The 25,559-nt window shown below is 55.2% G+C and carries 22 protein-coding genes and 1 pseudogene; 13 read left to right on the top strand and 10 right to left on the bottom strand.

Going from position 1 to position 25,559, the window contains the following annotated elements:
- Positions 1 to 196 precede the first annotated feature (196 nt).
- On the top strand, positions 197 to 565 hold the full coding sequence (locus tag BUE38_RS12700) for a hypothetical protein (protein WP_073435589.1): 369 nt from the start codon (positions 197 to 199) through the stop codon (positions 563 to 565).
- Positions 566 to 567: 2 nt separating this feature from the next.
- Positions 568 to 1,689: a PcfJ domain-containing protein gene (locus BUE38_RS12690; RefSeq protein ID WP_084541915.1), complete on the top strand. Its 1,122-nt coding sequence runs from the start codon at positions 568 to 570 to the stop codon at positions 1,687 to 1,689.
- A 177-nt stretch (positions 1,690 to 1,866) separates the two neighbouring features.
- On the opposite strand, the pseudogene BUE38_RS12685 reads toward BUE38_RS12690, so the two are convergent.
- Positions 1,867 to 2,313, bottom strand: a pseudogene (locus BUE38_RS12685) (transposase); the annotation flags it as partial.
- A 141-nt stretch (positions 2,314 to 2,454) separates the two neighbouring features.
- Positions 2,455 to 5,040: an AAA family ATPase gene (locus tag BUE38_RS12680; protein WP_073435586.1), complete on the bottom strand. Its 2,586-nt coding sequence runs from the start codon at positions 5,038 to 5,040 to the stop codon at positions 2,455 to 2,457.
- A gap of 1,133 nt (positions 5,041 to 6,173) precedes the next feature.
- Between BUE38_RS12680 and BUE38_RS12670 the strand changes: the two genes are divergently transcribed.
- The 3 genes from BUE38_RS12670 (at position 6,174) to BUE38_RS12655 (ending at position 9,335) form a co-directional block, all read left to right on the top strand.
- Positions 6,174 to 6,698, top strand: a complete 525-nt coding sequence (locus tag BUE38_RS12670) for a helix-turn-helix transcriptional regulator (RefSeq protein WP_073435584.1) — start codon at positions 6,174 to 6,176, stop codon at positions 6,696 to 6,698.
- Positions 6,699 to 6,935: 237 nt separating this feature from the next.
- Positions 6,936 to 7,352 (top strand): helix-turn-helix domain-containing protein, encoded by a 417-nt coding sequence (locus BUE38_RS12665; protein ID WP_073435583.1) that lies wholly within the window; start codon positions 6,936 to 6,938, stop codon positions 7,350 to 7,352.
- A gap of 468 nt (positions 7,353 to 7,820) precedes the next feature.
- Positions 7,821 to 9,335: an FAD-dependent monooxygenase gene (locus tag BUE38_RS12655; protein ID WP_200802181.1), complete on the top strand. Its 1,515-nt coding sequence runs from the start codon at positions 7,821 to 7,823 to the stop codon at positions 9,333 to 9,335.
- 134 nt (positions 9,336 to 9,469) lie between these two features.
- On the opposite strand, the gene BUE38_RS12650 is transcribed toward BUE38_RS12655, so the two are convergent.
- A complete protein-coding gene (locus BUE38_RS12650) occupies positions 9,470 to 9,907 on the bottom strand; it encodes a GNAT family N-acetyltransferase (RefSeq protein WP_073435673.1) in 438 nt (145 codons plus the stop codon).
- A gap of 447 nt (positions 9,908 to 10,354) precedes the next feature.
- Here BUE38_RS12650 and BUE38_RS12640 point away from each other — a divergent pair, with 447 nt between their 5' ends.
- Entirely contained in the window at positions 10,355 to 11,200 is an 846-nt protein-coding gene (locus BUE38_RS12640) for a putative RNA methyltransferase (RefSeq protein WP_073435581.1), read from the top strand.
- A 163-nt stretch (positions 11,201 to 11,363) separates the two neighbouring features.
- Here BUE38_RS12640 and BUE38_RS12635 read toward each other — a convergent pair whose 3' ends face one another.
- Positions 11,364 to 12,320 carry a GlxA family transcriptional regulator gene (locus BUE38_RS12635; protein ID WP_073435580.1) on the bottom strand — a complete coding sequence of 319 codons (957 nt, stop codon included), beginning with the start codon at positions 12,318 to 12,320 and terminating at the stop codon, positions 11,364 to 11,366.
- Positions 12,321 to 12,465: 145 nt separating this feature from the next.
- Here BUE38_RS12635 and BUE38_RS12630 point away from each other — a divergent pair, with 145 nt between their 5' ends.
- Positions 12,466 to 13,344: an MBL fold metallo-hydrolase gene (locus tag BUE38_RS12630; protein WP_073435579.1), complete on the top strand. Its 879-nt coding sequence runs from the start codon at positions 12,466 to 12,468 to the stop codon at positions 13,342 to 13,344.
- On the opposite strand, the gene BUE38_RS22550 is transcribed toward BUE38_RS12630, so the two are convergent.
- Complete coding sequence (locus BUE38_RS22550) at positions 13,302 to 13,631, bottom strand: hypothetical protein (protein ID WP_143166306.1); 330 nt, start codon at positions 13,629 to 13,631, stop codon at positions 13,302 to 13,304. The genes BUE38_RS12630 and BUE38_RS22550 overlap by 43 nt on opposite strands.
- Positions 13,632 to 13,850: 219 nt before the next feature.
- Between BUE38_RS22550 and BUE38_RS12625 the strand changes: the two genes are divergently transcribed.
- Positions 13,851 to 14,528 (top strand): response regulator, encoded by a 678-nt coding sequence (locus tag BUE38_RS12625; protein ID WP_073435578.1) that lies wholly within the window; start codon positions 13,851 to 13,853, stop codon positions 14,526 to 14,528.
- Positions 14,525 to 15,838: a HAMP domain-containing histidine kinase gene (locus BUE38_RS12620; protein ID WP_073435577.1), complete on the top strand. Its 1,314-nt coding sequence runs from the start codon at positions 14,525 to 14,527 to the stop codon at positions 15,836 to 15,838. Before BUE38_RS12625 ends, BUE38_RS12620 begins: the two co-directional genes overlap by 4 nt.
- A gap of 12 nt (positions 15,839 to 15,850) precedes the next feature.
- Here BUE38_RS12620 and dsbG read toward each other — a convergent pair whose 3' ends face one another.
- The 4 genes from dsbG to BUE38_RS12600 all read right to left on the bottom strand — a co-directional run bounded on the left by dsbG (position 15,851) and on the right by BUE38_RS12600 (position 20,661).
- A complete protein-coding gene (dsbG, locus tag BUE38_RS12615) occupies positions 15,851 to 16,630 on the bottom strand; it encodes a thiol:disulfide interchange protein DsbG (RefSeq protein ID WP_159438887.1) in 780 nt (259 codons plus the stop codon).
- 77 nt (positions 16,631 to 16,707) lie between these two features.
- Entirely contained in the window at positions 16,708 to 17,529 is an 822-nt protein-coding gene (locus tag BUE38_RS12610; protein WP_073435575.1) for a redoxin family protein, read from the bottom strand.
- Positions 17,530 to 17,532: 3 nt separating this feature from the next.
- Entirely contained in the window at positions 17,533 to 19,428 is a 1,896-nt protein-coding gene (dsbD, locus tag BUE38_RS12605; protein WP_073435574.1) for a protein-disulfide reductase DsbD, read from the bottom strand.
- Positions 19,429 to 19,596: 168 nt separating this feature from the next.
- Positions 19,597 to 20,661, bottom strand: coding sequence for an NAD(P)H-dependent flavin oxidoreductase (locus tag BUE38_RS12600; protein ID WP_073435573.1), 1,065 nt, complete (start codon positions 20,659 to 20,661; stop codon positions 19,597 to 19,599).
- Between the two features lie 107 nt (positions 20,662 to 20,768).
- Between BUE38_RS12600 and BUE38_RS12595 the strand changes: the two genes are divergently transcribed.
- Genes BUE38_RS12595 through BUE38_RS12585 form a run of 3 tightly spaced genes read left to right on the top strand, consistent with a single transcriptional unit; the run spans position 20,769 to position 23,282 of the window.
- Positions 20,769 to 21,644, top strand: coding sequence for a LysR family transcriptional regulator (locus BUE38_RS12595; RefSeq protein WP_073435572.1), 876 nt, complete (start codon positions 20,769 to 20,771; stop codon positions 21,642 to 21,644).
- A complete protein-coding gene (locus BUE38_RS12590; RefSeq protein WP_073435571.1) occupies positions 21,641 to 22,774 on the top strand; it encodes a YbfB/YjiJ family MFS transporter in 1,134 nt (377 codons plus the stop codon). The genes BUE38_RS12595 and BUE38_RS12590 overlap by 4 nt, the downstream gene beginning before the upstream one ends.
- A gap of 37 nt (positions 22,775 to 22,811) precedes the next feature.
- The gene (locus tag BUE38_RS12585) at positions 22,812 to 23,282 is read left to right on the top strand and encodes a nuclear transport factor 2 family protein (protein WP_073435570.1); all 471 of its coding nucleotides are present in this window, start codon (positions 22,812 to 22,814) and stop codon (positions 23,280 to 23,282) included.
- Positions 23,283 to 23,482: 200 nt separating this feature from the next.
- On the opposite strand, the gene BUE38_RS12580 is transcribed toward BUE38_RS12585, so the two are convergent.
- Positions 23,483 to 24,253 carry an AraC family transcriptional regulator gene (locus BUE38_RS12580; protein WP_234986956.1) on the bottom strand — a complete coding sequence of 257 codons (771 nt, stop codon included), beginning with the start codon at positions 24,251 to 24,253 and terminating at the stop codon, positions 23,483 to 23,485.
- Positions 24,254 to 24,393: 140 nt separating this feature from the next.
- Here BUE38_RS12580 and BUE38_RS12575 point away from each other — a divergent pair, with 140 nt between their 5' ends.
- The gene (locus tag BUE38_RS12575; protein WP_073435568.1) at positions 24,394 to 25,203 is read left to right on the top strand and encodes a sulfite exporter TauE/SafE family protein; all 810 of its coding nucleotides are present in this window, start codon (positions 24,394 to 24,396) and stop codon (positions 25,201 to 25,203) included.
- The last annotated feature ends 356 nt before the right edge of the window (positions 25,204 to 25,559 follow it).

Raw genomic sequence — 25,559 nt, 5'->3', positions numbered from 1 at the left:
CGTTAAAATAACGTTATACGATACATAAGGATTAATGGTGCATTTTTTTTTGGGGAATGGATTATAATTTTCTACTGGAATTTATGCCGTGGTTCTGATGAATGAGATATATTTTTATCTTTATACCTTTAAGGTATCTAGCTTAGGCGTTATGTTGAATTTTTTCTAGTGAGTTTCTCTTGAATGGGATGTTTAAATGACTGTTGCTAGTTTTTTGGAAGTCGCTGAAAGCTTTTTGAAAATGTTTTTTTCATGGCCTGCTGTCGCGCTTTTTTCAGTGTTTTTTTTGAGGGGAACGATTTCGAAAATTGCCGATAGACTGATTAAAGGGGAGTCAGGGAAAGCAAAGCTAGGGTTTGTAGAGGTCGAGCTAGGAAAACTTGCTCAAGATGGTAGAGAGGCTGTTGATAATATCAATGAAGTTAGCATCGTGCTGGCTAAATCAAGGTTGTTGGAGTTGGAGGTTACGAGAGATAATTTTTCGGTTGCTTTTACATCTGAGCAGGAGCGAGAGTTAAATGAATTGATATCAAAGCTTAGGGAAGCTATTGAAGGGTGCCAGTAAAAATGCCTAATAAGATAGTGGTGGATTATTCTCCTTATTTGGATATTGATTTTTCTATTGAGTTTTTAGATGGTGATGTTCTTGTTGAAGGAGAGTCTTATGGAGAAAAATTCTCTTTTTTTGATCCGGGTGTTATGGTATTTGATAAGAATGGTGACAGTAGATTTTCTTTTAATTTATATGATGATTTTGACGGTTTGCAATACGATGTTAAAAGAGAGTTGCTGGAATTTGAAGTTATGCAGGTGGGGCTTGTGAGAGCATGCGTGATCAGTCGAAGAGGCCTGCAGATGTTCTTCTCCAATAAAGTATTGCTTTGGCTTATGGTTGACTTTCTCTGCTCTTATAATGCAAATAGTAGTGATGTTGTAAGGTTGTTGGGGATGAAGCGACAGGAAATTGTCAAGTTTATCGCAGGCGAAGCTGTTGCTGGTTCAGTAAGTTTTTTAAAAAAAATATTGTTGTTTGAAGGTAATAGGTTTGAGCTGGACGTTGTTAAGGCATCTTTGATTAAACCTGATTTAATGGCAAAATTTAGGCACTGGGACAGTGTTCCTATACAAGCGGTATATGTAAGTGATAGGAGGGGCTTGGTTTCTGGGGCTATTTTTCTGAAGGATTTTTTTGAGAGAAATAGGGTGAAACTATGTCATAGCCTTGAAGCTATAGGTGATTTGTATAAAATTGCAGAAGATACTGTGCGATTGGGTGAGTCTTTGAGTTTTAAAAATGCGAAAAAACTAGTTGTTAAATGTAAAAGTGAAGCTGATCTTAAAAGGCTTCATGATGCATGGGTTATTAAGATGAATAAGTCAAAAGAATTTTATGATCCAGATTTAAATTTCCCTGAGTGTAGTCTTCCAGAGAATGATCATATAGTATGGATATCGTCTGCCAATCAACTGATTGAGGAGGCTAGGTTTATGAAGAACTGTGCCGCCGTATATGTGGAAAAAGCGGCTTCTGGTAATTCAGTTCTGTTTTCTGTTCTTTATCCTGAAAGAGCAACCCTAGAACTAAAGAAGAATGATGGTAAGTATCATATAAGTGAGATAAAGGCCGGACATAATCAAGATGTTTCCAAAGAAACGTTTGATTATGTTCGAGAGTGGATGAGTTATTAAGTTGTTCAAAGCGCTTGTGCACTGAAAAAACTCAGGTAGATGGAAAGTTGGATAACAGGGATGAGATTTAGCGGAACGTTCCCTCGACAGCTCATGCTCTGCTGCATCCGGTGGCACCACAGCCTCGGTTGAATTCGGGCCCTGCCATATGGACTACCCTGGACGCCCTTCTAAGTGTCAAGTGGCGATTTGGGTCTGATTGATCTCCCGGTGACGGTTGTGCAACACATAGTACAGCTCCCGGGCGATATAGCGTTTCAGACAGCGGATAGCTTCCAGCTTGGAGTGACCCTCTGCCACCCGCCGGGCAATGTATGCCTGCGTGTTGGCATCCAGGCGTAGTCGCCCGATGGCAATGATATGCAGCGCACTATTGGCGGCCCGGTCGCCGCCCCGGTTGAGCCGGTGCCGCTGCGTCTTGCCTGACGAAGCGGGAATGTGACTAACGCCACATCGCGCCGCAAAGCTGGCTTCTGAGCCTAAACGGCCTGGATTGTCGCCTGCCGTGATCAGCAACTGTGCTGCCGACGCGTAACCTACTGCTCTGCGCGACATCAAGTCTGGTGCCAGCTCATCGACGATGGCCTTGATCATGACGTCCAAATCGGCAATTTCATCAGTAAGTCCGGGCCGGCTGTCTATCCGATAGGACTTGGCAACATGAAATCGCCCCGCGTAGCGAGGGGCGATTTCATGAGCGACCCATAGCAGGTCTCGTTTTGACATGGCTTGGTGGGCCGCCTTTTTGGAGAGGTATTGAACTGGTCAGGTCCTCTTACGGCTTCCCTGTAATTCATCTAGAAAATCTTTGATGTTTTTCAGGTCATCTTCAATTTCTTCTATTGTCGGATACGGATCACCTACTGCCGGAGCGCTGTCATGTCCTGTGAAATAGGTGCTGCATTTTCCCATTGCATTATCTACTTTAGCTGTATCATCGTCTGAAATGTCAACAAGGCGAGATAGGCGTTGTGTGTAAACCCCTCTTTCAAACCTGCTTACTACCTTATTGAGCAATTTTTCCTCAACTAATCGTTCCCAAGTTTCTCTGAGTAAGCCGTAAAATGCCCGGGATGCTTGACGAAAATCAGCTTCAGTTCCATCTCTATCCAACTTCCTTAAACCTTGTAATTTTGTATTTAGATGTTTTATGCGCTTTGATGTTGTTAGTGCTTCCCATGGAGCACTATCCCTTACTATCCCAGCGAATTTTCTAGAACGCTCCAATGCGACGCTTGCATGCTGGGCTCCTTGGAGTTCGGCTTGCTCTAGTAAAAGCTTGAAGAAAACTATGTCATGAGTAAATACGACGACTTGCCGAGAAAGTGATTCTGAAATAAGTCTGGCGGCTACTTTGCTACTCCACTGATGACTTAGTGAGTTCACAGGGTCATCGAATATGACAGCAGACAGTCTGTTATCTGCTTTCATCTCTGCTAAAAAAGCTGCAATTGCAATGCATCTTTGTTCCCCCTCGCTAGCAACTTTAGCAACTATTGGTTCGCCAGCATTTGCGATTGCTAACTTAAATTGTTGTTGTCCTCCGGTGTTTCTTGTTTGAACATCCACCGAGAAGCGCGTGAATCCAAATTTTCTAAGTTCGTCCCTGAAAGCAGAGATAATAGGTTCTATGACTCCTTGCTGGTAAATTTTTGAAGAAAGATCGGAAACTTTGCGAGTGTTGCATTCACTCTTTATTGCTTCCATCTTTCTGATGACTTTATAACGGCGTATGTTTTTTACTATTGATTCATGGTTATCGTTGATATATTTTTTGTCTGATAGGTCCTGTAAATTTTTTTCTTTCCTTTTGATGAGCTCAGCTAAGTCTTGGTTGGTTTTAACTGATTCTATTTGCTCATCAATATTTTTTAATATTGCGTTTATGTCAACTGAAGATGAAATATCTAGTGTGGATTGAAGATCGGGCAATTTTGAGGAGGTGGTAAATATCTTTTGGCGCTCGGCTAAAATTTCAAACAGAGCTATGATTTTTTCGTTTATACCGGGCTTTAGCTTGTTGGATTCTTCTAGTGCCGCCTTATAGTTTTCCAAGCTAAGGTCTTGTGATGAAATCATTCTTATAGCATTGCTCAATAAGTCATGAGCCTTTTTTGCTTCTGTAGCAGCATTGTCGGCCAAGAAACTATTTAATGAGGCCAGCTGCTTACTACTGTTCTCTGAGATTTCCTGGAGGCATAGAGGGCAATTTTCACCTTGGATAGGTGGGAAGTTGTGAGAATTCGGCTCGTTTTCAATGAAGGTTTTTGCTGCACTCCATAGGCTTTGCCAGTTTATACCTGCAACAGTTTCTAGAGGTAGGCCTTGTAGAGTGGCCTGCATTATTTTGTCGGCAGTTCTCTGCTTTGTGTTGTAATCTTCTTGCAGTTCTTTAAGCCTGTCAAAAGCTTTATCGCTTAGAGGTTTCAAAGCGTTATTAATAAATCTTTGCAGCGGTGTTATTATTTGCTTTTGTTGATTGAGGTTGGCTTTTAGACTTTCTGGTGTTTGTAGCTTATCTTTTGAAATTTCTTGTCTTAGAGGTTCTATATTCTCAAGATCCTCTGTCGTAGCTCTATGAGTTTGCACATCTTCTTCTTTAGTGTCGGCAGATATTCCGTTGAAGAATTGTGCTGTATTGGTTTCGGAATTTATTGGTTTTAATGAGATAAGTCCGTTTCCTGGTATTATATCTTCTTCAACAATAGCTTTGACTTGGTTGATGGCTCTAGTCAGCTCTGTTAATAAGTTTAAGCCAGAAGGCTTGAAACCTAGAGCATCCTCTTTGTTAACGTAATGATGAGCTGAGTCTGTATCGAAAACCCTAATTGCCTTCAGGGGGGCAATGCTTGAAGAGTTCAAGCTCCAAGGGTGAGTTTCGTCCTTCCCGTCTACTAAGATTTTGATCGTTGCGCTAGGCGAAGGATTGGTTTGTTCAAATACATTCCCTAATATTTTGGGGCACGAACCGCGTGTTAGGCAAGAATTTTTCATTATGCTGGAGTAGCTGGATTTTCCTGCTCCATTGTCACCATAAACTATGAAGATGCCATCTCTGGAAAATGTTAGAACTTGTTTTTCAATAAGAGCACCAACACCATACACTTCGGATAATGATAGTAGATTGACTTTTCCTTGTTCACTAGTATGTCCGGTGAAGTCTAAATCGTGGCTGCTAGAAGTAGAGCATTCTTCTGAGTGGACTAGTTGGTGTTCAACACGAGCAATATAGTAGATTTCATCGAGGTCACTCTGATCTAATTCTCCGTGTTCAAGTGCTAGTTTAATGCTGTGTTTCCACCATATAGGTTTATCTTCAATCCATGTCTGTGTTTGTTCTATTGGTGTCATTGTTTTTCCCTGTTTTTGATGCGCCGACGAAGTACATTGTTTACTTTCTGTTAGATGGTTTTAAAGATAACATTGATGATATTATGCCTGATTAGATTTCATCGTTAAGTCGAGTCAGTTATGTTTTTCGCCAAAAGAGTTGTTTTTGTAGTACACAGACACAGTATGGCACCACATTCTGATGTCTCAAGGGCAGGCGTCGGTATTCTAAACCGATAGATAGAAATCGCGATGAGGCATTACGTATCTGCGTTTAATAATCGTGAAATCGCCGCTTTTTGGCGAAGGCGAGTTCGCAGCATGGTACCCTCAGACAGCAACAAAGGAGTGGTGAACAGTGCGTCGATTGACCTCCGATGAGATAGAGCACCTTCGCCGGGATATAGCAGAAGCATCAGCATGGGCTAAGGCAGAGTTAAAGCGGCGACGAGCAGCAAAAAAAACTCTGCGCATGGTATAGATGATGGTATCGAGAAAGGTCGCCTTTCTAACTAACTGTTATTTAGATTGATTTTCCTCTCGTTGATATTAGAGTGGAATAAACTCCTGTTGATATGAGCTAGCGCAGCCGATCAAGTACCTTGAAGGCTAGGCCGCCGGTGAGAGATCACCGGCGGCTTTTTCAATGGTGCGTGAACATATGACAGCCACATCGATACCGATCAACTACTGGAGAGAATTTCGGAGCTATCTGCTGTATCACGCGTGGCGCGGTGTCTGACAAGGAGGTTCCGCTAAAGTTGAGAGGTGACCTGCTGAGGTGGTTTTGACTCAAATGCAGAGTGTAATGCCTTGGTGTGTTTAGCGAAGAGTTGTCAGTTGACAACCCTTCGCTCTATTCTGATACTGAAGGAGCATCGATGTCCCGGCCCTTTCATTCCAGGAAGGAGATCGAAGAAGTCTTGAAGTATGCCGAGGCTCAAGGGTGGCGTGTTGAGGCGGGCGGTAGTCACGCTTGGGGCAGGATCTACTGTCCCTACAATGATGATGAATGCCGATGCGGTGAGTTCTGTATCGCGAGTGTGTGGAGTACGCCGAGAAATCCCGGCAGCCACGCCCGGGCGCTTCGTAGGGTGGTGGACAAATGCTCCACCCACAAGCGTCGGGGCGAGGCGAAACCGGAGGATTGAGCCATGGAATACATTTTTACGCTGAAATACCAGTTGGCTGACCACGACAGTGATCTGGATGCATTGGTGGAGCGCTTGGGCGCTGCCGGTTGTGATGACGCCCTGGTGGGCGTGGGGCTGCCGGGGCGCCTGGCGCTGGAGTTCTCCCGGGAGGCGGATAACGCTGAAGCGGCGTTTCGTACTGCTCTGGCCGATGTCAAAAGTGCGGTTCCTTCCGCGCGCCTGATCGAGGCTTTGCCAGACCTTGTTGGTTTGACGGATGTGGCGGACGCCGTGGGCATTTCCCGGCAGGCAATGCGGAAATTGATGCTCGCACACCGAGCGACGTTTCCTGTGCCGGTTCACGAAGGTAGCGCCTCGATCTGGCATCTGGCAGAGGTGCTTGACTGGCTCAAGGCGCGAGGGGGTTACCAAATAGATGTTGGCGTACTGGAAGCGGCGAAGGTGGCGTTGGAAGTGAATATCACCAAGGAGGCGATTCGTCATCCTGTGCGTGACCACAGAGGTATGGAACTGCTGACCGCATAGCCAATCACTCGGTCGTTGCGGTAGCGAACCGGACGGGCTAGACGATGTTTCATGTCCGGTCCCGGAGTGATGGCTGCAGAAGAAAACAGCCTGGATGTACTCACTGGATCTGTGTCGATACACCCATCTCCAGCCAACAGAATTCTCATAAGCATCTATGTTTGATCTATAATTGATCATAAGAGCTTAGATTTGAACTCTTATAAGTGTATATCACTCATATTTGGATAGTTAGGCATGGTGTCCTCAGTCTCCAAACGTTCCGGCACTCAGGTGGCGATGCCGCCACCCGTGGCACGTGCCTTGCGCAATCTCGGTCATGATTTATCAACGGCTCGTCGCATGCGTCGATTGACACAGGAGGACCTGGCGCAGCGTATCGGTACATCGCTGAGTACGGTCAGACGCATGGAAGACGGTCATCCCGGGACCGCGTTGCACACCTTCCTGCGCGCTCTGCATGTACTCGGTCGCCTCGAGGACGTGGTCAAGGTCATGGCGCTGGAGCAGGATACCTTGGGTCTAGAACTGGCCGTGGACCAGTTGCCTAAACGGGTGCGGTCAGCCAGTGGGAAGAAACCGAAGGAAAGGTCATCGGAGGTGATGGTGAAAGGAGGCGAGACCACTGGTGACGATGAGTTCGAGGGCTTCTGATCGCTACCGGGCAAACACAACGCCAGGATATCGACATCCATCTCGGTGCGGATGGCAAACTCATCGGACGCCTGTAACTGGGCAGTGGCAAGCGTAGCGCCTTCCGCTATGACGAGCGCTGGCTGCAGGATCCGCGGTTCTTCTCGGTGTCTCCAGACCTGCAGCCAGTCCCCGGAGTTCAGCATCCACAGGGCGCGTTTTTCCGGGCGCTTGAGGACACGGCAACGGATGTCTGGGGAGAACGGGTTGTCCGTCGCGCGCACACCAAGTCACTCCAGCGGGGGGAGGGAGGGGAGCTAGTGCAGATTCATTCGAAGTCAGGCAGGTATGCTAAGGGGCAGCTATGGATCCATCGCGGGCGAACATTCTTCATTTCCCATTTCAATATCTTACACCAGCAGGGGCTTGTGGCAAGCCCCTGCTGGTGGTGTTCAATTTCCGTCTCTATTTATCAGGTGAGAGGCAAAAATGGGCAAATTGATTAATGAGCATGCCGTGGTGATCGCCGGGGCTGGGCCAACTGGCCTGATGTTGGCGGGGGAACTGACCCTGGCGGGAGTCGATGTTGCCATTGTCGAGCGACGCGCCAATCAGGAGCTTGCCGGAACGCGAGCAGGCGGTCTGCACTCGCGGACCATTGAGATCCTCGATCAGCGCGGAATCGTCGAGCGGTTTCTCTCGGAGGGGCAGGTGGCTCAGGTTGGGCAGTTCGCCGGGGTGACCCTGGATATCAGCGACTTCCCCTCCCGACATCCCTACTCGCTCGGGCTCTGGCAGAACGACATTGAGCGCATACTGGCCGGCTGGGTCGGTGAGTTGGCGGTGACGATCTATCGCGAGGTCGAGGTGACCGGTTTCACACAGAGCGAGACTGGCGTCGACATTGCGCTGTCCGACGGCCAATCGCTACGAGCGGAGTATCTTGTCGGGTGCGACGGAGGACGTAGCGTGGTCCGCAAGGCAGCCGGCATCGAGTTCCCGGGATGGGATCCAACCATGAGCAGCCTGATCGCCGAGGTCGAGTTGGCCGAGGTCCCTGAATGGGGCACTCGGGAGGACGCACTCGGCGTGCACGGTCTCGGCAGAGTGGATTATGAGATCCGCAACGGGGAGGTGGTCTATGCGGACAGCGGGCCGGTACGAGTCATGGTCACCGAAGCGCACATTGGTCCCGCGAGCGAGCCCACTCTGCAGGATCTCAGCGATGCGCTCATCGCCGTCTACGGGACAGATTACGGGGTTCACAGCCCCACCTGGATCTCCAGATTCACCGATATGACCCGGCAGGCTGCTGCCTACCGAGACAGACGGGTTCTGCTCGCTGGTGACGCCGCTCACGTGCATGCTCCGGAAGGTGCCCAGGGCCTCCAGATTGGCGTGCAGGATGCAATGAATCTGGGATGGAAGCTGGCTCAGGTAGTCAACAGGACATCCCCGGTTAGCCTCCTGGATACCTACCATAACGAACGTCACCCGGTTACCGCTCGCATATTGCGCACCACAATGGCGTATGTCGCACTCCGCCGTCCGGACGCACGTGTGGAAGCCTTGCGCGACACCATTGCTGAACTCCTCAGCGCAGAAGAGCCTCGCAGGCGATTTGCCGCGATGATGTTCGGTCTGGACATTCATTACGACCTCGGCGAGGGGCACCCGCTGCTTGGGCGCCGGATGCCTGATCTCGACCTGATCACGCCCAACGGCCCACTGCGAGTCTTCGCCCTATTGCACGGTGCACGCCCGGTGTTACTCAACCTCGGAGCGCCTGGTAGCTTTGATATCAGCCCCTGGGCAGATCGGGTTCAGTTGGTCGACGCTGCTTACGCCGGTACGTGGGAGCTTCCGGCAATCGGAGAGGTCACTGCTCCCGCTGCCGTACTGATTCGGCCCGATGGATATGTGGCTTGGGTGGGAAACCAGACCCAGCAGGGGCTCGTTGATGCACTGACAACCTGGTTCGGGCCTCCGATCGCAACGACGTAGCGAGTCGGCGCTTTCAGGCAACGTCGGTAGGAGGCGCGCTCATGATGGTTGCCCATTCGCGGCACGTTTCTGTGTACTTCATTGTGTGGCTGGGCGCGTCGTCTTGAGGTATGAGGTGGTATGGCTTGCAGCATTCAGAGGCGGCGCTTTTCGAGGCGTATATCGCCTTCGCCAATGTCTTGCTCATTGCTCCATCCAATATGGCGATAGAAGCCAGCGGCGCGACTTGCCTCGGCAGTTTCCAGCCACGCAAGAGCGTGCTTCGAGAACAAGGCTTCCTCAGCAGCTTGTACCAATCTCTTGCCGATCCCTTTGCCTTCGTACGAAGGCAGGACGAATGCTGCGAACAGTGATCCTTCGTCAGAATCAATCATGGAAAAGCCAACAATCTGTGCGTCCTCGCAAGCAACCCAGGCGCAGGGAGCGCTCTGAATCATCTCCGTCACCGAAGCCTCGGTGATCCCCATCTCGGCCATCTCGCTCATGGTCAAGACGTTCTCGTTGACCGAGGTTCGGACACGGAAAATTCCCCCGACATCGGATGGTCGGGCCAATCTGATTTGAATAGGCATGGTAATCTCGGAATCTCTTGTCGGGATCATTGTAGCCACGCAATCTCAGCAGAGATAGCACGGTAGACAGCATCAATCTGGTTGGCTGGGAGATGGTTCGACACAACCTGAAGATCCAACCGCACCTTGACGGAGCGGAAGGCCGGTGGCTCGGCCGGAACAGGTGCTTGAGTCTCTGATAGCACCTGGATCTGCAAGTAGGCCTCGTCCAATACCTCTCTGGTCTCCCGTAACTCGGCCTCGTACTGCTCTCGGAGATACCTGGGGCATGCTCAGGCATCTCGCTTTGAACCTCAAGAGACGAGACAATAACCCCTCCTGGCCGGATGGCAGCCGATGTGTGGCGTATCACAGGTTGAGCGGAAAGCAGAGGTAGCCTCCAGTTTGCGCTGGTGTGGAACCTGGATTCATGGAATAACCGCAGGAAATGGAGAGGGTGGGCCGTAAATGAGTACCACATCATTCGAGGCGCTGATCTGTCCGCTGGATGGTGATTCGTTGCATCGGAAAGGTGGCGCGTGGCAGTGCGAGACAGGTCATGGCTTCGATATTGCGCGTCAGGGGTATGTGCATTTGCTGCCGGTGCAACGCAAGCGCTCACATGATCCTGGAGACAGCAAGGAGATGGTGGCGGCGCGGCGACGCTTTCTCGAGTCGGGCCATTATCAACCCATTGCCGAAGCCGTGGCGCGTACGGTGCTGGTGAGCGTAGCGCCGGATGCAACGTTGAGCTGCCTGGATGCGGGGTGTGGCGAGGGCTACTACCTGCGTGGGCTGGAAAGTGCGGCTGATACACAGGCGCTGGCGCTACTTGGAGTCGATATTTCCAAGTGGGCGGTGTTGGCTGCTGCCAAACGCCAGAAAGCTGCCACCTGGGTGGTGGGTACCAATGCGCATCTACCTGTTCAGACGAGCAGTCTGGATCGTGTGCTTTGCATGTTTGGGTTTCCGGCCTATGCCGAGTTTGCCCGGGTGCTGAAGCCGGGAGGGGAACTGATCCAGGTCGATGCCGGGCCTGATCATTTGCGTGAGCTTCGCGAAGTCATCTATCCCTCACTGAAAGCCCCTCGTGTCGAAGATGACGGGGCGCCGGAAGGTTTTTCACGAGTGGGTCGTGAGACGTTGCGTTATACGGCAGAGCTGGAGAGTGCCGAGCAGATTGCTGATTTGCTGGCAATGACGCCACATCTGCATCGGGCCAGTGCCGAAGGTCGGGCACGTGCCGCCGCGCTGGAGGCACTGACGATTACGGTTGATGTGACTATCACGCGGTTTATTCATGCTGCTGACTGAAGTGCCCGCTATACAGTGCTTCCCGTCAATCAATCGAATCACAACGTTGGAACAGCGCAGAGAATTTTCGCGTCGCATGGTCCTGGCCATCGGAGACGTCGTGTGACGCCTGGCCGATGTTGAGAAATGGGTTGAAGGGGGAAGCTGGTGGGCCCAGCGATGGTCAGTCTTTTGGCTCGCCGAAGGTCTTGCGCCAGTCGCGGGGGCTGACCTGATGGCGTTGCCTGAAATGTTGCCGAAACGATGTCGCTGTCTGGAAACCGGCCCTTTCCGCAATGGCTTCCACCGACAGGGACGTGGTCTCCAGCAGTTCGCGTCCGCGCCGTAACCGCTCGCTCACCAGCCAGGCCACTACTGTCATGCCGGTGGCCTTGTGGAAATGGCGCGTGAAGGTACGCCGGCTCATGGCAGTACGGGCAGCGAGCTCGTCAATGGTGTGCGACTCCGCCAGGTGTTCTCGCAGGTAGTCGAGCAGGCGGTTGATATGGGCATCCTGGGTGGAAGTGGCCACTGGCTGCTCAATGAACTGCGCCTGTCCACCCTCTCGATGCGGTGGGACCACCATGGCACGGGCTACCTTGTTGGCAACCTGCGCACCGTAATATTCGCGTACTAGGAACAGGCAACAATCCAGGCCGGCAGCGGTACCGGCAGACGTCACCAGACGGTCCTCCTCCACGTAGAGCGCGTTGGTGTCCAGTTTGACTCCGGGAAAGCGGGCACTGAAGTCCTGCTCGGCCATCCAGTGAGTCGACGCTCGCCTGCCGTCCAGCAGCCCGGCGTAAGCCAGGGCATAGGTGCCGTAACAGAGCCCCACCACATGAGCGCCCCGCTCATGGCAGCGGACGAGCGCCTCGGACAACTCTGGCGGTGGTGCTTCATTCAGGTCATGCCAGCCAGGTACCACCGCGATATCAACTCTATCCAGCAGTTCCAGGCCACCGTCGGGCCGTAGTGTCATTACACGCTCGGCCTGCAGCGGCTTTCCCTCCAGCGCCACGATGGATAGATCGAACAGCGGGCGGTCGGGCGAGGCCATACCGAACACCGTATAGGGCACCGAGAAATGGAAGGGGCTGATATTCGGGTGAAGGATCAGTCCAACGCTGGGCAGCGACAAGGCGTGACTCCTGAGGTTCATTCTCCTGAATTATGCCACCGTGGCCCGAAAGTTTCGATTATTGTCTTTCAGGCCAATTTTTTGCTCGGCCGGGTCCCTCTAGACTGCTTGCCATCACCTCAGAAACGTAATGGAGAGCACTCATATGCTGAGCAAGACCTTCGCCAGTTCCCTGGCCCTGACCACGGCCCTTATCGCCGGCAATGCATCCGCGGACTCGGTCTCTCGGGAGGCAACACAACAGGTGCAGCAGATCCGTAATGCCACAGTGAAGATCACCTATGGGGATACCACCTTCCTGATCGATCCAATGCTGGCCGAACAGAGTGCCTATCCGGGCTTCGAGAACACCTACCGCAGCGAGTTGCGCAATCCATTGGTTGGGCTGCCAATGCCAGCAGAGGATGTGATTGGTGACGCGGACGCCGTGATTGTCACCCACACCCACCTCGACCATTGGGATGCCGCCGCCCAGGAGCTGCTGCCGAAGGACATTCCCCTATTCGCCCAGAATGCCGCCGATGCTGAGTTGATTCGCTCTCAGGGCTTCAATGATGTGCGCATCCTCGATGATGACGCTGAGTTCGGTGGGGTGCAGCTCCACAAGACAGGTGGTCAACACGGCTCCGATGCCCTCTATGCCGTCCCCGAACTGGCCCAATCGCTCGGCGATGTCATGGGCGTGATCTTCGAGGCGCCGGGACAGAAGACCACCTATGTAGTTGGCGATACCGTTTGGCGTGACGAAGTCGAACAGGCGCTGGAGCGCTACAACCCCGAGGTGATCGTGTTGAATACTGGCGCCGCCGAGGTGACCGGCTTCGAAGGTGACCCCATCATCATGGGCAGGGAAGATACACTGCGTACCCATCAGGCGGCCCCGGATGCCACCATCATCGCGGTGCATATGGACGCGGTGAACCATATGACGCTGAGCCGTGACGAACTGTCCGATTACGTGCAGGAAGAGGGCATCCAGGATCATGTCTCGATCCCCGCCGATGGCGAAATTATCTCATTCTGAGACCAGGAGCCGTCATCTTCATGGCGGCCCATTTTTCCCTGACAGCGCATGGTAGGTCTCTTCGTCTGCCCACCGAAGTCCTTGCGGCATCGGGCCGGGTGGGCGATACATCGTTTTACATCCGACCCCGGAGCGGGGGCCGCTTTATTAACATGGCAATCAAATAGCTCATCCTGATCGATTTGATTGTCGTCCGCACCCCACTGGCGTAGATGCGCGGATCTGCTGGTGTGGTGCGGTCCCGCGTCGGCCATCAGGCCGACGGCGGCACGTCCCTGTGCCGCCATTGACCCAACATGAAAGCATGCCGGGTTAATAGTGGCATACTGAAGATCGCCGTGCGGGGCGTGCCGGAACTTATCTCTCAAGTTCGTCTCTCAAGTTCGTCTTTCAAGCGCGTTTGTGAAGTTCATCTTTCAATGGATGGGTGAGACCGGAAATCATCCTCGCTTAATGAACGTGGGCGACACTGGTAGTCGTCTTCTTGCTGTGCTGGGTGTGATGTCATGAGAGTGCTGCTCGTTGAAGATGATGCTCTGGTTGCGGCGGGGATCGAGGCGGGGTTGGCGTTGAGCGATTTCGTGGTTGATGGTGTGATGACACTGGCCGCTGCTCGAAGTGCGCTGACGACGATGGACTATGATGCCGTGATCCTCGATCGGCGTTTGCCCGACGGCGATGGACTGACGCTGCTCGGTCAGTGGCGGCGTTCAGGAATTGCCACTCCGGTGCTGATGCTTACCGCCAGGGATGCCGTGGCCAGCCGAGTCGAGGGGCTTCAGGGCGGTGCTGATGACTATCTCGTCAAGCCGTTCGATCTTGATGAACTGATTGCGCGGTTGCAGGCACTACTGCGTCGAGCAGCGGGGCAGGTGGATCGTGCGATCCACCACGGTCGCATCGCTTTCGACCCGATTGACCGCAGTGTGACGCTGGATGGCGAACCCGTGGTACTGGTGCGCCGCGAGCTGATGCTGCTCGAGGCGTTGATTCGTGCTCGCGGGCGGATCCTCAGCACGGATCAATTGAAGGATCGCCTGTATGGTATCGACGATGAAGTCGAGAGCAATGCGCTGAACGTGCACATCTACCAACTACGTCGCAAACTCGGGCGTGACGTGATCGAAACCGTCAGAGGCGTGGGTTATCGCCTCGGCGCCGCCAATGAAGCACCTTCCTCATGAGCCTTCGTCTACGACTTGTCGCCACTCTGGGCATCACACTGGTTCTGCTCTGGGGGATCATGGCCGCGTGGTTGATGCGCGATGTCTCGACACAGATCGAGCGCTCCCTGGACCAGCGTCTGGCTCAGTCGGCCCACATGGTGGCGGGATTGTTGAGGAATGTGCCTGCCGCGGCGCTTGGTGACAGCAACGATCCCTCACTCATCCCGTCGCCAGGCGGTGTTGCATGCCGTGTCTCGTCGTTGCGTGGCCAGGTGATTGCGGGGACCCACCCTGAACTGAATGATGTGCTCAAGGCCGATGCTGAAGGCTACAGCTATCGCGATCACAACGGTCAACGCTGGCGCGTCTATACGCTGGTCGATGACGACAAGCGCATTACCGTGGCGGACAGAATACGCGAGAGGGAGTCATTGCTGTCTCAGGTACGTCGCGCCGCTTTCTATCCTTTCCTGCTTGCCCTGGTGGGCAGCCTTGTCGCCTTGTGGTGGGGAGTGACTCGAGGGCTGGCTCCGCTCTCCAGGCTTCAGCGGCGGCTCTCCGGGCGCGATCACGGTGATCTTTCACCACTGCCTGTGCGCGGTCTGCCCAGCGAGATACGTCCACTGATTGATGGCTTCAACACGCTGCTGGGGCGCACCGAGCGCATGCTCGAGATGGAGCAGCGTTTCACCGACGATGCCGCTCATGAACTGCGCACACCGCTTACCGCGATTCGCACACACCTTCAGATCGCCGATCGAGTCGAGGGTGATCGGCGCAGGGAGGCGATGCAGCAGGCCGAGGCAGGAGTGGAGCGCTTGACCAGAACCCTGGATCAACTCCTGATGCTGGCGCGGATGGAGAGTGAGGAGATGGCACGCGGGAAACTCGAACCCGTTGCCATCAAGGAGGCACTCGAGGCCGCGATGAACGAGACAGCAAGTCGCGACCGCTGCCGTGTGAATGGTGCTGATACGGAATGGCGTGCCGAGGTCTCGGGAGCGCTGCTGGTGACCGCTCTGCGCAATCTGTTGGAGAACGCCATGCGACATGGCGAACCTGGTGGTCCGATCGACATCGACATTCATGCTGGTGTCGACATGCTGAGCATCGATATTGCCAATCAGGGCGATACCATTCCGCCGGACCGTCTGGCACGGTTGTCGGAACGCTTTCTCCGAGGCAACCACCCGCAGGGTAGTGGCCTGGGGCTTTCCATTGTCGAGGCCATCGTCATCCGCGCCGGTGGCCGGATGACGATGGTTTCAGGAAATGGCGTTGGGCTGCGGGTGACTCTCCAGTTTCCCGTGATCAAGAGCGAGAGATGAGGCATTCGCTGCTCAGGGAGCCTCGCTACCCGTGATCGCGCGAAGCTGATCCGGCCTGGGAGCCCCCATCACGTGGTGAACACCGTCGTCGCCGCGATAGAAGGTCACAGGGGTGGCATGGAGTTGAGCATCACGCATCAATTGCGTGTTTTCGTCGACCCGCTGCTCGCTTTGATCACTACCTGCATTGTCCGGCATGGCGTCGTTGCGATAGTGCTCGGCGATCGCGGCGCCCGGATCATCGGCGGCGAGCAGTGCGGCGGCTTTCTGGCGGCTGTCGGCCTTGAGAATCCCCACCATCAGATGGCGAACCTGGACCTGTCCGCTTTCCACCCAGGGTTGTACGTCCTCCCAGAACTGGCGGCAGTACGGGCAATTGGGGTCGCTGAAGGTATAGATGATGCGTGGTGCATCTGCCTCGCCGTCGCGCACCCAGTGGTGATCGGCCATCTGTTGCCACAGTTCCGCATTCCTCTGCCCGTAGACGAGCTGTTCCAGTGTCGTCGTTGCGACATTCTGTCCCTGAGCATCGATCAGGGTGCCGACCACTGCATGCTCGCCATCCGGTGTCAGGTAGGCGGCAACAGCCTGGCCGCGCATGCTGGCGGCATAGCCCTTGAGTCCGCCAGGCGCATCGAACTCACCATGAATCGTCAGCCCCTGTGTCTCGATCTGCTTGATGGGCGCGGGCCAGTCTTCCGCCAGAGCCGGCAGGCTTACCGGTAGGGTAAGGCTGGCGGCAAGCGCGATAACGGTCTTGAACGATGCTGAGAAAGGATTTCGAGTTTGCACGGATATCATCTCCATGATGGGCAAAGGGCTCTGCGAAAAAAGGTCTTCGTGGAGCAAAGGCTTCGTGGAAAAAAGGGTCATTGCAGACGTTCGAGGCTGCGATCCAGGGTGGCGCGGGATAGCTCGCCGAAGTGGGTGTCGACGAGGTTGCCGTCAGCGTCGTAATAGAGCGTGGTTGGCATGGCTACCGCGCCGACTTGTTGTCCGAAGGTCATGTTCGGGTCTCGATAGAGGTGCTGGAGATTGAGTGACTCCTGTTCGAGGAACGTGGCGAGGGCACTCGGGCTTTCGCCCTGGTTGACGAAGACGAAGGTGATGTCGCCGAGCTGTTGTTGGGCCTGCTCAAGCATCGGCATCTCTCGACGGCATGGCGGACACCAACTGGCCCAGAGATTGACGACCATTGGCTGCCCGGTTTCGTTCTGTATGCTTGGCAGCATCACCTCGGAGCTGTCGAGCGTGGTCAGAGGCGTAGCGGGAAGGGGCGCGCCGCGTGGTGTCATGAGTACCAGCGCACCTGCCGTCAGAGACCACACCAGAGCCCCCGAGATCATGGCGGCACCCAGAGGGCGCCGCTCGCCCGGGTGACGCCAGAGGCGCCACCCAAGGTAGATCAATGCAAACGCCAGTCCTGCCAGAGGTTCGAAACCTCGATCGCGGATGTCGAACCAGGACCAGAGCGAGTCGTAGCTGTCCCAGTAACGCGCAATGAAGATGATGCGCGCGCCGATGACGCCGATGAGCAGGGCGTTGAACAGGCTGTCACCGATGTGTACCTGCCGCTTGCGACCGACCCAGGCGCCTGCCATGAGGGCAACCAGCATCGCCAGCACCAACAGCAGGTGGCCCAGACTGACACCCATGGGACCAAGGACAATGCTGCGATCCAGTAGGTTCATGGATTACCCCTCCGCCGTTGTGCCGGGAACTTGTCTGGCCTGGGCGTAGCGTTCGAGGAAGTCCTCGGCACTCAGCTCGCCAATGATGCGCGCGCTGCGGACTTCTTCCCCGTCGGGACCGAACCACATGAGTGTCGGTGGGCCAACGACGCCGAAGTGCTGCATGATCGACTTGTCATCTGCGTCGTAATCCGTCACGTCAACGCTCAGACGTTGCACATCCTGCAGCTCGGCTTGCACGACAGGATCGCCAAACACCTCGCGTTTGATGACTTCGCACGAAACACACCATTCGGCGGTGAACTCGACCAGCGTCATCCGGCCATTGTTTGCCTCTGTGGCAACGCGGTTCTTGAGTGTGGTGAGATCATCGACCTTGTCGAACGAGAGGGCCTGCGGTGTTGCTTCGGTGGAAGCTGCGACACCAGGCGTATATACCGCCAGCGGTCGCCACGGATCCTCCCCACCGCCAGCAGCGCCGATCAGGACCAGAGCGCTCCACAGTCCGATGATGAGAGCGCTGGCCGAGGTGAGCTGGGGAAGAACTCCGCCAGTGGCGATGCCTCGGGCCAGGAATCGTAGAGAGACAGCGAGGCCCAGGCCCAGTGCGCCCCAAAGGCCAAGTACGATGGCATCGGGCGTTATGCGAGCGACGAACCAGATCGCCATGCCCAGCATAACGAAGCCGAAGAAACCTCTGACACGGGCCATCCAGGCGCCGGGCTTGGGTAACAGGTGACCGCCGACAGTGCCGATCAGAACCAGCGGAGCACCCATACCCAGACCCAGCGCAAGCAGTGCAGCTCCGCCCAGCCAGGGGTCGCCGGTTTCTGCAATGAACAGCAACCCTCCCGCCAGCGGTGCGGTCATGCAGGGACCAACGAGCACTGCCGATATCACACCCATCAAGGCGACGCCTTTGAGTCTTCCACCACGCTGGTGGGCCATCCAGCTATCCAGGCGTTGGCGCAGAGCGTTCGGCAACTCCAGGTTGAACACGCCGAACATGGCCAGGGCGAGAAGTACGAAGAGCGCCGAGAACAGGCCGATGAACCAGACATTCTGAAACAGCATCTGCAGATTGGCCCCGGCCATGGCGGCGGCAACGCCCAGCAATGCGTAGGTGGCGGCCATGGGCAGGACATAGGCAAGCGAAAGCACAAGCCCCGTCGTCCATCGTTTACCTTCCCGTTGCTGCTGTCCCATGATCAGACTCGACAGGATAGGGATCATCGGTAGCACGCAGGGCGTGAAGGTGAGTAACAGACCCATGCCGAAGAAGGCCGCTAGCGTCCAGAGCCCATTTCCTTCGGCGAGCTGTGCGGCGAGACGCTGATCGTCGGCCAGATCTACGTCGGCGGAAGATGAGGGAGAAGATGCTGCGCTCGTATCCGTATCCGTATCCGCATCAGTGTCCGTGTCCAGTAGGGCGGACTCTACGGAAGTATCCGAGTCTGCTGAAACGTTGTTCAGATCGAAGGTGCGTGTCTGTGGCGGGTAGCAGAGCCCTGCATCAGCACAGCCCTGCCAGCTCAACGTGATGTGATCAGCGCCATCGACGGGTGTCGTCATGCTGAGGGCGTAGCGATATACCTCGGAGCTTCCGAAATACTCGTCCTCGATCATCTCCCCTTCGGGGAGGTCGAGCGTCAGCTCACGACCCTCGGCTTCTGCGTTGAGGCTGTGACGATAGAGGTAATAACCGGGCTCGATCTCCCAATTGACCTCGAGGTTTTGACCGTCCTGGCTCACTGTCGGCTTGAAGGCCTGATCGGGCGACAGGAAATCCTGCTGCTGCCCGAAGAGGCTCTGGGCCGAGGCAACGCTGGCAACGAGAAGCACGCCGATCATCAGTGCTGATGAAGCAAGGCCGCGTTGCCATCTATGTCTCGCTCGCATTCCTTCTCTCCTGAATAAGCTGACGCGCTAGCGTCGCTCGAGAAGATGAGCTGAAGATGAACTCGGCGTGCCATTGGGGGAATGAAGCTGGGGTGAGGTCGGCAACCAGAAGGTCTGGATAAGCCCAGCAAGACTCGCCGGGTAAAGGGCGGCTGCGATGGAGGGACGCTACTCGCCAGCTTGCCATTCACGGATCAACTGACGCATCAGCTCGTCAGCGGTGAGTTCGCGTGCCATCAATGCGCCCTGGCCTGCCCAATGCGCTGCGAATTCATGGCTGCCGAGTCTGGCAGCCGCGGCGTTCAATTGCTTGGCCGCGTCATAGGCTACGGGGTAGGCAGCCGGTTCTACCCCTGTGGCGAGATCTGCGTGGTCGATGAATCGGTTCAGGATGCCACGTGCCGGTCGCCCTGACAGCGTTGAGGTCAAGCGAGTCACAGCTGCTCGCTCGCTCTTGAGGTTTGATCGATAACCCTCGTTGGCAGCCGATTCGGGACACAGTATGAAAGCAGTACCAAGCTGGGCTGCTGCTGCGCCCAGTTCCAGAGCTGCCTTGATTCCTTGACCATCCATGATGCCACCAGCGGCGATGATCGGTAGGTCAAGCTTCTCGACGAGCAGCCGAACGAGTACGGACGTACTCAGCTGTTCATCAACCGCATCGGGGTTGAAGATACCGCGATGTCCACCCGCTTCAATGCCCTGGGCCACAATCGCATCGATACCTCGTTGCTGAATCTGCATTGCCTCGTCGAGGCTGGTTGCCGTCGCAAGCGTATAGATGTTGGCGTCCTGCAGGGCACGTACCTGTTCCACGGTGGGTAATCCGAAGTGAAAGCTGACCACGGCTGGTCGAGTCTCGAGCAGCATCTCGAACGCTTCATCATCATCGACAAAGCTCTTGTAGATTTCGTCGAGTGAGGTTGGCAAGTCCGCCCCGCATTCCTGGAATAGCGGTTTCAGGTGCTCAAGCCAGGCTGCCTCTCGCCCTTCGTCTCGCAAGGCAGGTTCATGGCAGAAGACGTTGACGTTGAAGGGACGTGTCGTCAGCTCGCGCGTCCGTTCGATCATCTGCCTGGCCTGGACCACGCTGCTGGCGCCGATGCCCAGAGAACCCAGTCCTCCAGCATTCGATACGGTGGCGGCCAGTTCGGGCGTAGCCACGCCAGCCATCGGTGCCTGAATGATGGGGAATATACGCAGCCGGGCTGCAAGCGGGCTTGAGGTGCTCATTTCAGATGACTCCACTGACGGATCGAGGAACGTATCGAGAACAATGGGTATGAATTGTTCTGTTTTTGAGAATATACTATGTCTATCGTTTTCAAAAGGTGAATGCAGTGGATCTGGAAACCTTGAAGATATTCGATGCAGTCGCCGCTGAATTGAGTATCACTCGAGCCGCGTCCAGGCTTGGACGAGTGCCTTCCAACATCACGACGCGCATACAGCACCTGGAAGCGGAGTTGGGAGCGGAGCTCTTCATCCGCATGGGGAAACGCATCACGCTTTCTACTGCGGGGCAGCGTTTCCTGGAGTACGCGCAACGCATGCTTGCCCTGGAGGATGAGGCTCGGCACGTAGTCGGTGGAGGCAATAGTGGTGGCACGTTGCGCATCGGTAGTATGGAATCCACGGCGGCAAGTCGGCTTCCTGCGCCCTTGGCGTCATACCACCAGGCCAATCCCACAACCCGGCTGGAGGTCAACACAGGTCCGACGGGGCAGCTTGTCGAGCAAGTGCGCAACGGGCAGCTGGATTGCGCATTCGTAGCACTTCCCGCAACGATAAAGGACCCATCAAGCCTGGCCGAGATGGGACTGCAGGGCGTCCCGGTCTGGCACGAGGAGCTCTTGTTGCTGCTACCAGCCACGGACGTCGCCGCAACGACACCTGAGCAAGTACGTACTCGCTCATTGGCAGCATTCCGATTGGGGTGCACCTACCGGACTATTGCCGAGGAACGGCTTGGTATAGTGGCCGGAGGCGAATGGAAGATTCAGGAACTGGGCTCTTATCACGCGATGGTTGCGGCTGTTGCGGCTGGCTCGTGTGTGACCCTGCTGCCGCACAGTGTGCTGGAACTGAGTCGTGCTCCGGCTGATCTGGCGACGCTGGACCTGGGATCGATAAGTACCCATCTCATCTGGCGCAGCGGTTATGAGATCCCGGCATTTCAGAAATTTGGCCAGCTATTCATTCAGGGGGATGCATGAAGTCCCTCACCTCGGGAACACGCTCTGCCATTGAGGCAGCACTTGTCATGGCTATAGGCATGGGGGTCGGTCGCTTCGCCTATACGGCGCTCTATCCGCATATGGTAGAGGAAGGCGTGCTCAGCTTGAGCGGAGGTAGCCTGGCGGCCTCCGCCAACTACGCGGGTTATCTCATCGGGGCGCTCCTGGCGATCAAGGCCAGGCCATCCAACTCGTACCGTTTCTGTCTTTGGGCGATAGCCGGCACCGTGGCATGTCTGGCGGTTCTGGCATTTCTCCATGCGACCTGGGCCATTGTCGCGGTACGTGGTATTGCCGGTGCCTTCAGTGCGATTTCCATGGTTGCCGCTTCGCTCTGGTTGCTTGAGCACCGCAAGCATTTGCATGGCGCGCCGCTGCTGTACGCTGGGGTAGGGGCTGGCATTGCTCTATCTGCCGAGTTGGTTGTCCTTGCGGCACATTTGGGCCTGAACAGTCATGAGCTCTGGTTGATGCTCGGCATCAGCAGCCTCGCGCTGGCGGGACTCGCAGTGCCCGGCTTGAAATCAAGTGGTGAGGCTGACCTCGTTCAGGTGCCTACCACATCGAGAGGTGACGATACTGTCAGGTCGGTTCCTCTGGTGATGATTTATGGTCTGGCAGGTTTCGGCTACATCATTACCGCGACCTATCTTCCGTTGTTGGTCAAGACTGCACTTCCGGATATGGACTCCGCGCATGTGTGGGCAGTCTTCGGATTGGGAGCGGCTCCCTCGTGTTTCCTCTGGCACCGGATATGCCTGCGGCTGGGAACGCGAAAGTCATTGGCGTTGAACCTGGGCGTTCAAGCTCTCGGTGTGGTGCTGCCCATCATTCTCCCCAATGGCACGGGTTATCTGAGCAGCGCACTACTGGTGGGGAGCTCCTTCATGGGAACGGTGACGATTGCCATGCCGACAGCGCAACGGATGGCACGTCACGCTCGTGGCAACCTGCTCGCCACCATGACTGTGATCTATAGTCTCGGTCAGATTGCCGGCCCCCTGGTGGCGAGTAGCCTCTACTCAGTTGGTCATGGCTTCAGTGGTTCACTGTGGGCGGCTGGTGCAGCGCTCCTGGTGGGGGCCTGCATGAGCCTTGTAGCCCTGTAACTCATTGAGCGATCCGCTCAATCCATGGGAGTGTATTGTGAGAACCGTCGATCCGGATGTCTTCGTACAGATCAATGATGTCCTTTGCCGCTTTTTTCTTTCCTTTGACCAGCGGGATTGGCCAACCATGGCCGAGTGCCTGGCGCCTCAGGTCACCATCGATTACTCCTCTTCGGGGCGAGAACCACCTTCTACGATGAGTGGTGATGACTTCGTCAGACGCCGGCAGAATGCCGTCGATAGTTTGAGCAAACAGCATGGTTTTTCCAATCTGCTCATTACCCCACAACCAGATGAAAAGGTTGTCAGTGCAAGGTGCAACTATCTGATTATGAGGTTTGCACTATCTCGAGAGTTTTCAACAGCGGAAAAGGACTTCTTTCATTCATGCGGAAGCTATCAGTTCCTTCTCGGTAAGATAGAAAGTGAATGGAAAATATCAAGCATCAAGCAGAATACTCTGCACAGCTGGGGGAATGCAGCGCTTCATGGTGGCTCGTCCAGGTGAAGGAAATGAACAGGAGCTTCGATCCTGTTACTTTTCATGAAGATGAGATATGCCCATGAAGACTGTTGTGAGCAAATAAGTCGGAAGAGCTTGTTGCCGGCCTGGTCGCCAGGCTTCGTCGATGCTCTTAACGCCTACTTCAATGAGTAAGTCGAACGACAGCGAAAATCACAGTAAGTGAATGACAGGCCAATCAATATCTACGGACTGTGGTTAGGCAATTCTCCCGCCAATCGGGTCGCCGACCGGACGAAGGATGTGGGGGACTGGCCGAGCACCTTGCGAAACATGTTGGAGAAGGCACCCGGACTGTCGTAGCCGAGTTCCAGTGCAGTTCGGGTAACGGAACTACCGGACAGCAGTCTCGGGAGGGCTGCCATGAGACAGGCCTGTTGGCGCCATACTGCGAAGGACATACCGGTCTGCTGACGGAACAGGCGATTGAAGGTGCGTTGACTGCGATGCAGTTGCCGGGCCCAGCTCTCGGGAAGACTGTGGATGTGCGGTTGGCCGAGAAAGTCTCTGCACAGGCTGGCCAATTGGGGATCCCGGGGCAGAGGAGCAAACAGCGGCAGCGCCGGAGCCAGTTGCAGTTCGTACAGCAGCAGTTGGGCGAGGGCGCCATCGCGACCGGTCTCGTCATAAAGCGCGGGCATGTTGGCTGAGGCCAGCAGCAGGTGATGCAGGAGAGGTGTGACAACCAGCACTTCACAGCTGGGGGAGGAACGTGGGGCCGCGTGGGACTCGATATACAGACTGCGGGTGCTTACGCCGTTCATGCGCACCCGGTGACGCTTGCCTGCAGGCAACCAGACACCGCTGTAGGGAGGCACTACCCAGGTTCCGTCATCGGTGTCGACTTCCATCAAGCCCGTCATGCCATAGAGAAACTGGGCACGGCGATGGGTATGAAAGTCGAGCAAAGTACCGAGGCTGTAGTCAGTACCGATGGCTACGATGGGCCGTGCCACATGGTCCACGTCTGATAGAGAAATATTAAGCATTGTCGTCAGCCTGGCCGAAATACAACGATTATTGTCCAAGCGGCGAATGTCGGCCAGCTCATATCGGAATATCGTTCCTGTCGTTGAGTTCCAACAGGAGAGTTCCGGTGTATAGCGTATTGCTTCTCTGCGGCGGGGTGGCCGGAGTCACCACCGTGTTGTTCGGCTTTGGTGGCGGTTTCGTCGTTGTTCCCTTGATGTATACCTTGCTGATTTCCGTCCATGGGCCGGATAGCGCAGCCGGTCTGGAGGCCATGCATATCGCGGTTGCCACCTCGACCGCGCTGATGATCTTCGCCGCTTCCCTGTCGACGTGGCGTCACCATCGACGACGGACAGTGCAATGGCATCTGGTACGTCCGCTGGTCGGCTATATCGCTATCGGTGCCGTGCTTGGCGCGGCAGCGGCAGTATCGCTGAGTGGGGACTGGGTGCGTTGGGCGTTTATCGGCTATCTGGCGATCACCATTGCGGATGCCATCCTGAGGCCCGGTTTCCTGCACCAGGCGGGTGGCGATGTACGTCCCATGCCCCGCCTGGTGACAGCGATGACAGGCACGTTCATCGGCACAGTCGCCGCCTTGCTGGGTGTGGGCGGGAGCGTGATGACTGTGCCGCTGATGCGCCGCAGAGGGGCCAGCATGACCACGGCCACGGCGATGGCCAATCCGTTGTCGTTGCCGATGGCGGTAAGTGGCACCGCAACTTATGTGTTGCTGTCGGCCAGCAATACCGCTCTGGGCGCCTGGTATGCGGGGTATGTGGATCTGCGCGCCTTGCTGGCGCTGGCGGTGGGGTCATGGCTCGGTATCCGTCTGGGGTCGCTATGGATCGGGCGCATCCCCGATCGCATTCATGCCGGGGTGTACCTACTATTGCTGACGGTGGTGCTGGCGGTGATGGTCGTCATGCACTGAGTCGACCCGGGCCTTCATGAAGGGTTTGCGTTGGCTGTTGCTGGTCATTATCAGCGCCACCTGATCATGATCAGGATTGGTCCAGGTACTGGCCAAGGCTTGGGTGGTGGCATAGACCCTGCGTTTGTATGGTTGGCACGTCCCGCCAATTGCATCAATAACTCCTGCGCCATCATGATGGAGGATGATGCGTGGATAAGGCATTTCTGCAGAAAAGCCAGTTCTCGCCGAGGAAAGAGGCGATTGCGAGGGCGCGACTTGCCAGCTTGCCATTCACGGATCAACTGACGCACCAGCTTGTCAGCGGTGAGCTTACTTTCAGTGAGTCAATTCAGGGATCAATAAACTCAGATGGT

Source organism: Halomonas cupida (assembly GCF_900142755.1).
Classification (GTDB): Bacteria; Pseudomonadota; Gammaproteobacteria; order Pseudomonadales; family Halomonadaceae; genus Halomonas; species Halomonas cupida.
This window is presented reverse-complemented; position numbering and strand designations above follow the sequence as displayed.